The organism is Kribbella sp. CA-293567, assembly GCF_027627575.1.
GTDB lineage: Bacteria > Actinomycetota > Actinomycetes > Propionibacteriales > Kribbellaceae > Kribbella.
The window spans coordinates 3067971-3080719 of sequence record NZ_CP114065.1 but is presented as its reverse complement, the minus strand read 5'-3'; the positions used below and the strand labels follow the sequence as shown (position 1 = coordinate 3080719).

General features: G+C 70.2%; 12 protein-coding genes. 6 read left to right on the top strand and 6 right to left on the bottom strand.

Features of this window, described 5'->3' with window-relative positions; translation table 11 throughout:
- Positions 1–26: 26 nt before the first annotated feature.
- Together pdxS and OX958_RS14565 are read right to left on the bottom strand one after the other, a co-directional pair.
- Entirely contained in the window at positions 27–875 is an 849-nt protein-coding gene (gene pdxS / locus OX958_RS14570) for a pyridoxal 5'-phosphate synthase lyase subunit PdxS (RefSeq protein WP_270139061.1), read from the bottom strand.
- Between the two features lie 141 nt (positions 876–1016).
- Positions 1017–2372: an aminotransferase-like domain-containing protein gene (locus OX958_RS14565; protein WP_270138047.1), complete on the bottom strand. Its 1356-nt coding sequence runs from the start codon at positions 2370–2372 to the stop codon at positions 1017–1019.
- 75 nt (positions 2373–2447) lie between these two features.
- Between OX958_RS14565 and OX958_RS14560 the strand changes: the two genes are divergently transcribed.
- Positions 2448–4100, top strand: coding sequence for a bifunctional 3'-5' exonuclease/DNA polymerase (locus OX958_RS14560; protein ID WP_270138046.1), 1653 nt, complete (start codon positions 2448–2450; stop codon positions 4098–4100).
- Here OX958_RS14560 and OX958_RS14555 read toward each other — a convergent pair.
- The gene (locus tag OX958_RS14555; protein ID WP_270138044.1) at positions 4082–5068 is read right to left on the bottom strand and encodes a sigma-70 family RNA polymerase sigma factor; all 987 of its coding nucleotides are present in this window, start codon (positions 5066–5068) and stop codon (positions 4082–4084) included. The genes OX958_RS14560 and OX958_RS14555 overlap by 19 nt on opposite strands.
- Complete coding sequence (locus tag OX958_RS14550; RefSeq protein WP_270138042.1) at positions 5068–5553, bottom strand: hypothetical protein; 486 nt, start codon at positions 5551–5553, stop codon at positions 5068–5070. Before OX958_RS14550 ends, OX958_RS14555 begins: the two co-directional genes overlap by 1 nt.
- Before the next feature lie 86 nt (positions 5554–5639).
- Between OX958_RS14550 and OX958_RS14545 the strand changes: the two genes are divergently transcribed.
- Together OX958_RS14545 and OX958_RS14540 are read left to right on the top strand one after the other, a co-directional pair.
- Positions 5640–6446, top strand: a complete 807-nt coding sequence (locus OX958_RS14545; protein ID WP_270138040.1) for an S-methyl-5'-thioadenosine phosphorylase — start codon at positions 5640–5642, stop codon at positions 6444–6446.
- Positions 6443–7462: an NAD-dependent epimerase/dehydratase family protein gene (locus OX958_RS14540; protein ID WP_270138038.1), complete on the top strand. Its 1020-nt coding sequence runs from the start codon at positions 6443–6445 to the stop codon at positions 7460–7462. Before OX958_RS14545 ends, OX958_RS14540 begins: the two co-directional genes overlap by 4 nt.
- Positions 7463–7471: 9 nt before the next feature.
- Here OX958_RS14540 and OX958_RS14535 read toward each other — a convergent pair whose 3' ends face one another.
- The gene (locus OX958_RS14535) at positions 7472–8614 is read right to left on the bottom strand and encodes a sensor histidine kinase (protein ID WP_270138036.1); all 1143 of its coding nucleotides are present in this window, start codon (positions 8612–8614) and stop codon (positions 7472–7474) included.
- Positions 8611–9309, bottom strand: a complete 699-nt coding sequence (locus OX958_RS14530) for a response regulator transcription factor (protein ID WP_270138034.1) — start codon at positions 9307–9309, stop codon at positions 8611–8613. Before OX958_RS14530 ends, OX958_RS14535 begins: the two co-directional genes overlap by 4 nt.
- Positions 9310–9430: 121 nt before the next feature.
- Between OX958_RS14530 and OX958_RS14525 the strand changes: the two genes are divergently transcribed.
- The 3 genes from OX958_RS14525 to OX958_RS14515 are packed head-to-tail and all read left to right on the top strand — an operon-like array spanning position 9431 to position 12746.
- Positions 9431–10096, top strand: coding sequence for a glycosyltransferase family 2 protein (locus tag OX958_RS14525; protein WP_270138032.1), 666 nt, complete (start codon positions 9431–9433; stop codon positions 10094–10096).
- Positions 10093–11370 (top strand): DUF2064 domain-containing protein, encoded by a 1278-nt coding sequence (locus tag OX958_RS14520; protein ID WP_270138030.1) that lies wholly within the window; start codon positions 10093–10095, stop codon positions 11368–11370. Before OX958_RS14525 ends, OX958_RS14520 begins: the two co-directional genes overlap by 4 nt.
- Complete coding sequence (locus OX958_RS14515) at positions 11367–12746, top strand: glycosyltransferase 87 family protein (RefSeq protein ID WP_270138028.1); 1380 nt, start codon at positions 11367–11369, stop codon at positions 12744–12746. The genes OX958_RS14520 and OX958_RS14515 overlap by 4 nt, the downstream gene beginning before the upstream one ends.
- Positions 12747–12749: the final 3 nt, after the last annotated feature.

The window sequence follows — 12749 nt, the reverse complement described above, 5'->3', positions numbered from 1 at the left end:
AGACCGGCGAGCGTCCTCGACCTGGATCACCAGCCGCGCTCGGCGAGCCGGTGCGGCTGGGGGATCTCGTCGACGTTGATGCCGACCATGGCCTCGCCCAGGCCGCGGGAGACCTTGGCGAGCACGTCCGGGTCGTCGTAGAAGGTGGTGGCCTTCACGATCGCCTCGGCGCGCTGGGCCGGGTTGCCGGACTTGAAGATGCCGGAGCCGACGAAGACGCCCTCGGCGCCGAGCTGCATCATCATCGCGGCGTCGGCCGGGGTGGCGATACCGCCGGCGGTGAACAGCACCACCGGGAGCTTACCGGCCTCCGCGACCTCCTTGACCAGCTCGTACGGCGCCTGCAGTTCCTTGGCCGCGACGTACAGCTCGTCCTCGGGCAGGTTCTGCAGGTGGCGGAGCTGCTGGCGGATCTGGCGCATGTGGGTGGTCGCGTTGGAGACGTCACCGGTGCCGGCCTCGCCCTTGGAGCGGATCATCGCCGCGCCCTCGGTGATCCGGCGCAGCGCCTCGCCCAGGTTGGTCGCGCCGCAGACGAACGGAACGGTGAAGTTCCACTTGTCGATGTGGTTGGCGTAGTCGGCCGGGGTGAGCACCTCCGACTCGTCGACGTAGTCGACCCCGAGGCTCTGCAGCACCTGCGCCTCGACGAAGTGACCGATCCGGGCCTTGGCCATCACCGGGATCGACACCGTGTTGATGATGGATTCGATCATGTCCGGGTCGCTCATCCGGGAGACGCCGCCCTGAGCGCGGATGTCGGCCGGGACCCGCTCCAGTGCCATCACCGCGACGGCGCCGGCGTCCTCGGCGATCTTGGCCTGCTCGGCGGTGACGACGTCCATGATGACGCCGCCCTTGAGCATCTCGGCCATCCCGCGCTTGACCTTCGCGGTACCGGTCTGCGGGGTGTTGCCGGGCTGAGTCTCGGTCTGGGTCACTGCATCCTCCTGGTCGCGGTCTGGCACCTGTCCAGCGTAGGACGAGTGGACTGACAACCTTCAGTCCACCTCAAATCAACTGGACTGACTCAGCGCCTCGCCCAACCGGGCGACGACGAGCCGGAGAGTGGCCGGTGGAGCGGTGAACGGGATCCGGATGTGCCGCCGGTCCGTCCCGTCCGGCGTGAAGAGATCACCGGCCCCCAGCAACAACCCCTGCCCTCGGGCCGCCTCCAGCACCCGGCGGGCCCGTACTTCGGTGAGCTCCAGCCACAGCGTCATTCCACCGGTCGGAGTCGACCAGGCCACGCCGTCCAGCGTCTTCAGTCCTGTCTCCAGCGCCGCCAGGTTGGACCTGAGCCGCGTCTTGCGCCGGGAGATCACCCGGTCGAGCCGCTCGACGATCGCCTGTGCCAGCAGGTCGTCCAGCGCGCTCGGCGAGACCACACTGAGCTGGGCCGAGGTGTTGATCCGCCGCCGGAGCTGCCGGCCGGTTCTGACCCAGCCGACGCGCAGACCGCCCCACACCGTCTTGCTGAGCGACCCGACGCTGACAGTGCGGGGGTAGCGGCTCAGCGGATCGGCCTGCTCGCCACCAGCCAGCCACAGCGGCCGCATGGTCTCGTCGCTGATCAAAGCAGCGTCGTACCGCCGGGCGATCTCCACCACCGCCGTACGCCGATCCGCTGGGATGCTGAGCCCGGTCGGGTTGTGGTTGTCCGCCTGCAGGTAGATGACCTTCGGCTTGTGCCGCCTGCACAGGTGAGCGAGTTGATCCGTGTCCCAGACTCCGGCCGGCCATCCGACGACGTCCAGGCGGTGGCGGCGAAGCAGATCGAAGGCTGCCGGGTACGTCGGCGATTCGGTGATCGCCACGCCAGGGCCGAGGTCCAGGCCGGCCAGTGCGGCGTTCAACCCCGCTGCGGCTCCTACTGTCAGGGTGAGCTGGCCTGGCTCGGTCGGCACGCCCTCCAGCGTCAGCCGCTCCGCGAGCGCAGTACGGAGCTCCAGTGAACCGCCGGAAGGTGGACCGTCACCACCCATCGCCTGCGGGAGCCCATCGGCGATGATCTGCGCGGCAACCTCGGCTACGTCGTGCGGCGCCGCGGTAGTAGCGAACCGCAGGTCCAGCAGTGGCTGGTCACCTGCAGACACCGTCGATGCCGGAGCAATGGGATCCAGCAGCCGATCAAGCGGCCTGACGTGAGTGCCCGATCCCCGCTTGGTCTCCAGTACGCCGTCGGCGCGCAACTGATCCAGCGCCCGTACGACGGTCACCCGGCTGAGCCCGAGTCGCTCAGCCAGCACCCGCTCCGACGGCAGCCGGGAGCCGATCGACAGGTCGCCCCGCTCGATCCGGCGCAGCACCAGGGCCTCCACCTGCTCGGTCTTGGTCCCGTCCACCGGATCCAGATCGCTCCCCCGCCACATAAGTCCAGTGTCACATGATTGGTATGACTGGCTTGTCCGGCCGGTTTTGTCGGCGGCGGATGTGAGGATCGGGGAATGGACGAGCGGTGGGCGATCGCGCCGACGGAGGGCGGTGGGGCGCTGCTGGCCGCCCTGCAGCCGGACGGGCAGCCCGCCGGGCCGGTACTACGTGAGCCGGATCTCGCCGCAGCGGTGGCGTCGCGGCCGCAGGTGAGCAGGTGGGTGTGGCGGTCGACGCCGGAGATCTACTCGCGGTTGCTCGCCGCCGGCGTGCGGGTGGAGCGTTGTTACGACGTCGAGGCGGCAGAGGTGCTGCTGCTCGGGCACGCGGGGCGACTCGGGGAGCCTCGGTCGGCGGCGGCCGCGTGGGCCAGGTTGAGCGGCAAGCCGGTGCCTGCCGATCCACCGCTGCGGTCGACGATGCCGGGTGAGCAGTCGTCGTTGTTCGAGGTGCACGAGGAGCCGGTGCCCTTCGAGGCGCTGTTGCGGGTGTACGCCGACCAGCTCCGGCGGCACCAGCAGGCGGAGTACCCGGAGCGCATGCGGCTGCTGACCGCGTCCGAGTCGTCCGGGATGCTCGTCGCCGCCGAGATGGATCGCGCCGGGTTGCCCTGGAGCGAGCCGACGCATCGGGCGCTGCTGACCGAGTTGCTCGGCGAGCGGTTCGCGGGCAGTGGCGAGCCGCGGCGGCTGACCGAGCTGGCCGATCAGATCTCCGCTGCGTTCGGCCGGCGGGTTCGGCCCGACCTGCCCAACGACGTGCTGAAGGCCCTCAAGCAGGCAGGGTTCCAGGTCACTTCGACGAGGAAGTGGGAGCTCGAGCACCTCGACCATCCGGCCATCGCGCCGCTGCTGGAGTACAAGACGCTCTACCGGATCTACACCGCCAACGGCTGGACGTGGCTGGCCGACTGGATCCACGACGGACGGTTCCGGCCCGGCTTCATCCCCGGCGGCACGGTGTCCGGGCGCTGGATCACCAACGGCGGCGGCGGGCTGCAGATCCCGCGAGTGATTCGCCGGGCAGTGATCGCCGATCCGGGCTGGCGGCTGGTCGTGGCCGACGCCTCGCAGCTGGAGCCGCGGGTGCTGGCCGCGATCTCGCGCGACCGCGGGTTGATGGAGGTGGCCGGCGATTCGGGTGACCTCTACAAGGCCGTTTCCGACAAGGCGTTCTCGGGCGATCGGGCGAAGGCCAAGCTCGCGGTGCTCGGCGCTGTCTACGGGCAGACCTCGGGCGACGGGATGAAGAACCTGGCCGCGCTGCGGAAGCGGTTCCCCCAGGCCATCGGCTACGTCGACGACGCGGCACGGGCCGGCGAGGAAGGGCGGCTGGTGCGCACCTGGCTCGGCCGCACCTGTCCACCGTCCGGCGCGCCGATCGACGACGCCCTGCTGGAGGGCCCGTCGGAGGAGCGGCAACCCGATGCCCGGCACGCCCGGGCGCGCGGCCGCTTCACCCGCAACTTCGTCGTCCAGGGCAGCGCCGCCGACTGGGCGCTGCTGATGATGGCGGCACTGCGGCAGTCGATCACCGGCCTCGAGGCGGAGCTGGTCTTCTTCCAGCACGACGAGGTGATCGTGCACTGCCCCGCCGACGAGGCCGAGCAGGTCGCCGGGGCGATCCAGGCGGCCGGCGACCTGGCCGGCCGGATCACCTTCGGCGACACTCCGACCCGGTTTCCCTTCACCACCGCGATCGTGGAGTGCTACGCCGACGCCAAGTGATCAGGCAGCCCGTAGAGCGGGAAGTCGGTCACCTCGAAGGCGGTCATTTCGGCGATCAGCCCGTCCTCGATCCGAAACACGCCGACCCCGAACGGCCGGAAGACCGTGTCACCCGGCACCCGCAGATAGGAGGCCAGCGCCGGCTGCCGGTTGAAGCCGACGACCCGGTAGCGGAAGTCGCCCCGGTAGGCCAGCCCGTCCACCGACAGGTTGGCGGCCATGATCCGCTCGGCGTCGGCACGCCCCGAGAACCAGAACGGGTACGGCGGCATCGTGATCCGGATGTCCTCGTGCATCAACGCGGCCAGTCCCGACGGGTCCGCCCGCTCGAACGCGTCCATGTACTTCGCCAGCAGCGCCTGCTCCGCCGCGGACGGGTCCCCCACCGGCGCCCACTCGGTACGCCGGGCCGGCAGGTGCTCCCGCAGTACCGGACGGGCTCGTTGCAAGGCGCTGTTGACCGAGGCGACGCTGGAGTCGAGCAGGTCGGCCGTCTCCTTGGCGGACCAGCCGAGCACGTCGCGGAAGATCAGCACCGCGCGCTGCCGCGCCGGGAGGTGCTGGATGGCGATCAGGAACGCGAGTTCGATCGTCTCGCGGCGAACCGCTGCCGCGTCGGGCTCCTGACTGCGATCCAGCAGGATGTCCGGGAACGGCTGCAGCCAGGGCAGGTCGTCCCGCGCGACGGCCTCGCCGGTCGGCCAGGACGACGGTTCGAGCTGATGCGGCAGGACGCGTTGCGGGCGGCGTACGTCGTCGATGCAGGCGTTGGTGGCGATCTTGTAGAGCCAGGCGCGGAAGGAGGACCGCCCCTCGAAGTCCGCCCGCTTGCGCCAGGCCCGCAGGAAGGTCTCCTGGACCAGGTCCTCGGCGTCGTCGTACGAGCCGAGCATGCGGTAGCAGTGCACGCGTAGCTCGTACCGGTACCGCTCGGTCTGCTCAGCGAAGTCTTCCTCGGTCACGGTCATCAGCGGCCGTCCTCCAGTTCGATCGTGGCCGGGATCGGCGCGTGACCCGCCAGCCGGAGCCATCTGACCACCCGGCGCCGCCGCAACTCGCGGGTCGACACCACGATGTCGTTGTGGAAGCGCCTGGCGAGCTGCACCCGGCGAATCGCGGTACCGAGCTCTGTTCCCCACGGCTCCACGTCGGTAACGGTTGCCCCGATCGCGCGGGTCAACGCCGACTCGGCTCGCTCGCGCTCGTCGCTGGTCGCAGTACGGGCTCGGTGGGCTGCATCCAGCAACAATAGTGACGAGGCAGGGTCGAGTACGCCGCTGCCGGCCAGCTCGGCGACCACGGCCGAGCGGCGGGCGAGCTCGGTCTCCAGAGAGGCGCGGGCGGTGGCGACCCGGTGGTTCAGGCGGTCGAGGCGGCCCGCGGTCCAGCTGCAGTAGGCGCCGAGCACGAGCAGCAGCACTCCCACCAGGATCAGCACGCCCGAGACCGTCACGAGGCCATTCGACCACCCCTTACGGAGCGCTGACGGTCCGGGCGGATCGGGTAGCCGGCGGGTCGCGGTCTTCTAGGGTCGATCGCATGGCAGAAATCGGAGTACTCGGCGGGTCCGGCTTCTACTCGTTCCTGTCCGGCGCCCGGCCGGTCGAGGTCGAGACACCGTTCGGGCCGCCGAGCGAGCTGCCGCTGGTGGGCGTGGTGGGTGGGCGCGAGGTCGCCTTCATCCCACGGCACGGCGCGGACCATCGCTTCGCGCCGCATCGGGTCAACTACCGCGCCAACCTGTGGGCGTTGCGGTCGCTCGGCGTGCGGCAGGTGCTCGGTCCGTGCGCCGTCGGTTCGCTCCGCGCGGAGCTGACGCCGGGGACGATCGTCGTACCGGATCAGTACGTCGATCGCACCTGGGGCCGCGAGCACACCGTGTACGACGGTAGCGGTGCGGCGGCCGAGGCGACGCCGGTGGTGCACGTGTCGGTGGCCGACCCGTACTGCGCCGCCGGGCGGGCAGCAGTCATTGCGGCAGGCAACGAGGTGGTTGCCGACGGCACCATGGTGGTGATCAACGGGCCACGCTTCTCGACCCGTGCCGAGTCGCGCTGGCACGCCGCCCAGGGCTGGTCGGTGGTCGGGATGACCGGCGCGCCGGAAGCGTCGATCGCGCGGGAACTCGCTGTCTGCTACACCTCGATCGCCGTCGTCACCGACCATGATGCCGGTGTCGTGACCGGCGAAGGCGTGACGCAGGAGGAGGTCTTCGCGGTCTTCGGCCGCAGCATCGAGCGGCTGAGAGGTCTGCTGACGGAAGTGGTCGCCCGGCTCCCGAAGGCCGACGAGGACTGCGCCTGCAGACACGCCTTGGACGGCACCGCCGGAGAGGATCTCTGGTGAAGGTTCTGCTGACCGGCGGCGCCGGCTTCATCGGGCGGCATGTCCAGGCCCAGTTGCTGGCGGACGGGCACGAGGTCCGGGTGCTCGACTCGCTGCGCCCGGACGTCCATCACGTCAGGCCCTCCGTCGAGGGGTTGGTCGTCGGCGACATCCGCGACGCCGAGGCTGTGGACCAAGCGTTGCACGGCGTCGACACGGTCGTGCACCTGGCGGCGAAGGTCGGCCTCGGTGTCGACCTCGACGACATGGACGACTACGTGAGCACCAACAGCCTCGGCACCGCGGTACTCCTTCGCGCTCTCGGCCGGCATCGGATCGAGCGCTTCGTCTACGCCAGCTCGATGGTCGTCTACGGCGAGGGCCACTACGAGTGCGACCGTCACGGCGTCGTCGCTCCCGGCCCGCGGCGCGTGGAGGATCTGGAGGCCGGCCAGTTCGACCCACGGTGCCCGATCTGCGCAGCGCCGCTGCGCGCCGGACTCGTCACGGAAGCCGCCCGGACAGATCCCCGCAACACCTATGCAGCCACCAAACTCCACGGTGAACACCTCGCCGCCACCTGGGCCCGCGAAACCGGCGGCCAGGCCACAGGTCTGCGTTTCCACAACGTGTACGGGCCGGGCATGCCCCGCAATACGCCGTACGCCGGGGTGGCGGCGATCTTCCGCTCCATGCTCGAGCAGGGCGAGACGCCGAAGGTCTTCGAGGACGGTGCGCAACGGCGGGACTTCATCCATGTCGCGGACATCGCGACCGCGGTGGCCGCGGCGATGGTGGCCGACGGCAAGGACTTCACTGCCTACAACGTCGGCAGTGGCACCGTGCGCACCATCGGCGACCTCGCCACCGAACTAGCTCGTGCGTACGGCGGCCCAGAGCCGATCGTCACCGGCGCCTACCGTCTGGGCGACGTCCGCCACATCACCGCGTCGTCCGAGCGGCTCCGCGATGAACTCGGCTGGAAGCCCGACTACGACCTGCGCTCCGGCCTCGAAGACCTCTTGAAGCAGCCCTAGCCCCCAGTACTACGACCCGGCGGCCACCGGCGGCAGTTCGATCTCGAACGCGCAGCCACCCTCGACGTTGGCCACCGCGATCTTCCCGTCGTGCGACTCCACCACCCCTCGGGCGATCGCCAGCCCCAGCCCGCCACCCGTGCTCCTGGAGGCCGGGTCGCGTTGCTCGTCCCCGCGCCAGCCGATGTCGAAGACGCGTTCCAGATCGTCGTCCGGAATCCCGCCGCACCCGTCGGTGACCGCCAGTCGCACCCGGCCGTCGTTCTCGCGGTCGACGGAGAGCTTCACCACCCCACCGCGCTCGGTGTGGCGGATCGCGTTGCCGACCAGGTTCGTCACCGCGCGCGTCAGCTCGTCCGCGTCCCCGTGCACCGCCAGCCGGTCGTCGTCCGCCGGAGTCGACACCGTGAGCGCCACGCCCTCCGAGCGGGCATGTTCGCAGCTCTCCCCCACCACGTCCTCGGCCAGTTCCCGCAAGCTCACCGCCGACCGCCGGCGAGGCGGCGGCGCGGCCGACAGCCGGGAGAGCTCGAACAGGTCGTCGACCAAGCCGGTCATTCGGTCGACCGTGGTCTGCATCTGCCGCAGCGCGCCCGGCACATCGTCGATCACCCCGTCCTCCAGGCCTTCCGACACTGCTCGCAGCCCGGCGAGTGGCGTCCGGAGATCGTGGGACATGAAGGCGACCAGTTCGCGCCGGCTCGCCTCCAACGCCCGCTCGCGGTCGCGGGAAGCGGCCAGCCGCTGCCGGGTCAGCTCCAGTTCGTCGGTGATGGAGGCCAGCTCCGCCGGGACGTTCGCGGTCCCCGCCACCGGTTCGTACGACGTACCGAGCTGGCGGAGCCGCCGTCCGACGTCACGCGAGCCGGCGCTGACCCAATGCCCGAGCAGCACCGACATCGCCAGTCCCAGCAGCCCGGAGAACGCGAGGGTCCAGAGCACCACCAACGAGTCGTGGGCCGAGATGAACATCGCCTGCACGCTCTGCGTGACCGCGGCCAGCGCCGCGAACATCGGCACCAGACCGGCGACGATGATCGTGACCCGCAGGGACTTCCGCCGGAACCGCCACAGCAGCACCCCGCCGACGATCCCGACCACCAGGGTCCAGCCGGTGGTCAGCGCGAAGATCGTGAGCTGGTCGCGGTTCATCCGGCCTCACCCGCGAAGCGGTAGCCGGTGCGCGGCACGGTCAGCACCAGTTTCGGGTCCGACGGATCGACCTCGATCTTCTCCCGCAGCCGCCGTACGTGCACCGTCACCGTCGACGAGTCGCCGAAGTCCCAGCCCCAGACGCGCCGCAGCAACTCGGCCTTCGTGTAGGCCTTGCCCGGATGCGCCACCAGGTAGGCCAGCAGGTCGAACTCCCGATGCGTCAACGACAGCTCCCCGCCGGCCAGCGTCGCGACCCGTGCCGCGGTGTCCACGGTGATCGGCCCGGCGGTCAGTCTGGTCGGCGTGAGATCCAGCCCCGCCAGCCGCTCCTCCCGCCGCAGCATCGCCTGCACCCGCAGGGTCAGCTCCCGCGGACTGAACGGCTTCACCACGTAGTCGTCCGCGCCGAACTCCAGCCCGACCAGCCGGTCCTCTTCCTCACCCCGCGCCGACAGCATGATCACCGCCGCGCCCTCGTCGGCGGCGCGCATCCGGCGCAGCACGTCCAGCCCGGAGAGTCCGGGAAGCATCACGTCCAGTACGACGACCGACGGCTTCCACTGCTGCCACACCTCGACCGCCATCACCCCGTCGGCGACCACGCGGGCGTCGTACCCGGCCTTGGTCAGGTACGCCGAGACGACGTTGGACACGGTCGGGTCGTCGTCCACCACGAGCACACGAGTAGCCACCGGTCGAGCGTAGATCGTCGGACCGGCCGAAAGCGCGATTCCTGCCGTCCGGGACGGGACGTAAGCGAGCGGTATCCGCTCGAAGCCCCGGAACCGGGCCGATTCTCCCTACCGTCGAAGAGTGCACCCAGTAGACGCCGCAGTCGATCTCATCCTCCCTTGCCTCAACGAGGCCGCCGCGCTGCCCTGGGTGCTCGCCCGGCTCCCGGACGGCGTACGGGCCGTTGTTGCCGACAACGGCTCCACGGACGGTTCAGCAGAGATCGCTGCCCGGCTTGGCGCGCTAGTGGTGCCCTGCGAGGTTCGCGGGTACGGCGCCGCCTGCCACGCAGGTCTACAGGCCAGTACTGCGCCAGTGGTCGCCTTCCTTGATGCAGACGCGTCTTTGGACCCCCGGCAACTCGTGCGAGTGACGGCACCGGTCTTGGCCGGCCACGTCGACCTCATGCTCGGCAGGAGGCGGCCGGTGTCGCGCAACGCGTGGCCCTGGCACCTACGGCTGGCCAATGCGGAGTTGTCACGGCGCATCAGGCGGCGTACCGGCGTAATGCTTCGCGACCTGGGTCCGATGCGAGCCGCTAGGCGGGAAGCCCTCCTGAGCCTGGAGCTGCACGATCGCCGGTCCGGCTATCCGCTGGAGACAGTGGTCAAGGCGGCCGACGCAGGCTGGCGCATCGCCGAGGTCGATGTGGACTACCTGCCGCGCTCCGGCCGCTCCAAAGTCACCGGTACGCCGCTCGGCGCGGCGCGGGCCGTGCTGGACATGTCGAAGGTGCTGTCGGCGTGAGAGCGGACACACTGATCGTCATCGCCAAGGAGCCGGTCGCCGGGCGGGTGAAGACGCGCCTGCAGACGGAGTTCACCCCGGCGGAAGCGGCGGCGCTCGCTCGCGCCTCGCTGGCCGACACACTCGCTGCGGTCCACTCCACCCCAGTGCACCGACGGGTGCTCGCGTTGGACGGCCAGGCGGGCAACTGGTTGCCTGCCGACTTCGAGGTCGTTCAGCAACGAGGCGATGGACTCGCAGAGCGGCTCGCCTGCGCCTTCGAGGACGCCTACGCCGGTACGCCGATGCTTTTGGTCGGGATGGACACTCCGCAGGTCACCCGTGAGTTGCTGGACGTCGATTGGGACGGGCACGACGCCGTACTGGGGCTGACCGAGGACGGCGGCTTCTGGTGTCTCGGATTGCCAAGGCCGGATCGGCGGGCGCTGGTCGGCGTACCGATGTCCACTGAGCACACAGGTGCTGACCAGCTCGCCCGGCTGCGGCTGCTCGGCTACGACGTGCTGCTGCTGCCGATGCTGCGGGACATGGACACACCCGAGGACGCGGCGGTGCTGGCCGAGCTCTTCCCGACGCTGCGGATGTCGCGGCTGCACCAGCGGCTGCAGCACGCGGCGCCGCCAGGGTTGCTGTTCGAGAAGGCGCTGAACGGCACCCAAGTGGTTGCCACCGGCATCGATGGTCGCAGGGTGCCGTCGTTGTGCGAGATCGACCGCTGGCAGGCGCCGGCCGACGAGGTCGACCAACTGGCGCTGAGTCGATGCGAAGGTCCGGTGCTCGATGTCGGGTGCGGCCCCGGGCGGATCGTCACCGCGCTGGCCGAGCGTGGCATCCCCGCGCTGGGCGTCGACATCTCGGCCGAGGCGGTACTCCTGACCACCAACCGAGGGGCGCCCGCGCTGCGGCGTCCGGTCCAGGAGCCACTGCCGGGCGAAGGACGTTGGGGCAGCGTCCTGCTGATGGACGGCAACATCGGCATCGGTGGCGCCCCCGAACTGCTGCTCCGCCGCTGCGCCGAGTTGGTTCGCCCGGACGGCCTGGTCCTGGTCGAGGTGGACCCCGACGACGATCTCGACGACACCGCCCCGATCGTCCTGCACACGGGCAGTCGCCGGTCGAAGCCCTTGCCCTGGGCAAGGGTCGGCACCCGCGCCGTACTGCGTCACGCGCTGGCCGTCGACCTGCTGGCCACCGAGGACTGGCGCACTCCGCACCGCGCCTTCCTGGCCTTCCGCCGCTCGCCCGCCACTGTCTCGCAGGTCGCCTACCGATGAGGTTGGTGTGGGCCGGCGTCGTAGCCGTCGGGGTCTCGGCTGGAGTAATGGCTGCTCAAGCGGCCGGGTGGTGGCCGAATCTGGTGCTGATCGTGGGATGCCTGGTGGTCGGCGGTGCCGGCTGGCTGCTGGTACGCCGGCCTGCCGGGAGGCACGCAGTACTCGGCGTGGTCGCAGTTGCCGCCATCTGCCAACTCCCGGGCCTTCTCAGCGCTCCGATCACCAGCACCGACGCCTACCGCTATGTCTGGGACGGGCGCGTGCAACTCTCCGGCAGCTCGCCCTACTCGCAGGTGCCACTGGCCGACGAACTGGCTCCGCTGCGGGACCCGGTGTTGTTCCCAGGGCTGTCCCCGGCGGATCGCTCCGGAGTGACCGGCCCTCCGCGCGTACCGCGCGATCCGGCAAGCGTCGCCGCGCTCTCCGAAGACGACCCTCGGACCAAGATCAACCGTCCGCGAGTGCCGACCATCTACCCACCCGTGGCGCAGGCCTACTTCACGACGGTCGCGCTCCTGACTCCCTGGTCGGCAGGGACTCTCGGACTCCAAGTAGCCGCAGCAGCACTCGCCGTCGCTCTGACAGTCTTGCTGGCCAAAGAACTTCAGCGAGCCGGCCGCGATCCTCGTTGGGCCCTGCTGTGGGGTTGGTCACCGATCGTGGTCCTGGAGGCCGCCAATGCCGCCCACGTCGACGTACTCGCGGCTCTCTTTGTCATCGCCGGAGTCGTCCTCGCCAGCAGGCGCCGGCCAGCGCTCGCCGGTCTGCTCCTGGGCGCCGCGGCGGCCACCAAACTCCTTCCCCTGCTTCTGCTTCCGGCCTTCACCGCCGTACGCCGCCGAGAACTCCGTACGCCGTTAGTTGCCGTTGGCACCTTCATCGCGTCCTACCTCCCGCACCTGCTTGCGGCCGGCACTCTCGTCATCGGCTTCCTCCCCGGCTACCTGACCCAGGAAGGCTTCTCCGACGGCAGCTCCCGCTCGGCGATTCTCGCGCTGGCGTTGCCTCCTGAGGCCCGCCAGCTCGTCTCCGGACTACTCGCCGTGGCCTTGGCCGTCCTCGCCCTCCGTCGCCACGGCCGAGAGCCGATCGCCGTCACCTGCTGCTGGCTGTACGGCGCCGCGCTCCTGCTCGCCACCCCCACCTACCCCTGGTACGGGCTCCCCCTGATCGCCCTGGCAGTGCTGGCCGGACGCTTCGAGTGGCTCGCCGTACCGCTGGCCGCTTACCTCGCCTACGCCGGCTTCGGCCATGGCACCCGCCAGGGGCTGATCTACCTGGCCGCCGCTGTCATCGTTGTCAGCGTCCTCACGATCCGTCACCGCTCGATCGCACCCGGCCGGTTTGACGAACGGATCGCGGCGCGCCAACACTGATCG

Excerpts from the sequence above, each read along its gene's own strand:
- OX958_RS14515 (WP_270138028.1), top strand. The coding sequence starts at position 11,367 with ATGAGGTTGGTGTGGGCCGGCGTCGTAGCCGTCGGGGTCTCGGCTGGA.
- OX958_RS14565 (WP_270138047.1), bottom strand. The coding sequence starts at position 2,372 with ATGTGGCGGGGGAGCGATCTGGATCCGGTGGACGGGACCAAGACCGAG.
- pdxS (WP_270139061.1), bottom strand. The coding sequence starts at position 875 with ATGGCCGAGATGCTCAAGGGCGGCGTCATCATGGACGTCGTCACCGCC.
- OX958_RS14535 (WP_270138036.1), bottom strand. The coding sequence starts at position 8,614 with ATGAACCGCGACCAGCTCACGATCTTCGCGCTGACCACCGGCTGGACC.
- OX958_RS14555 (WP_270138044.1), bottom strand. The coding sequence starts at position 5,068 with ATGACCGTGACCGAGGAAGACTTCGCTGAGCAGACCGAGCGGTACCGG.
- OX958_RS14545 (WP_270138040.1), top strand. The coding sequence starts at position 5,640 with ATGGCAGAAATCGGAGTACTCGGCGGGTCCGGCTTCTACTCGTTCCTG.
- OX958_RS14560 (WP_270138046.1), top strand. The coding sequence starts at position 2,448 with ATGGACGAGCGGTGGGCGATCGCGCCGACGGAGGGCGGTGGGGCGCTG.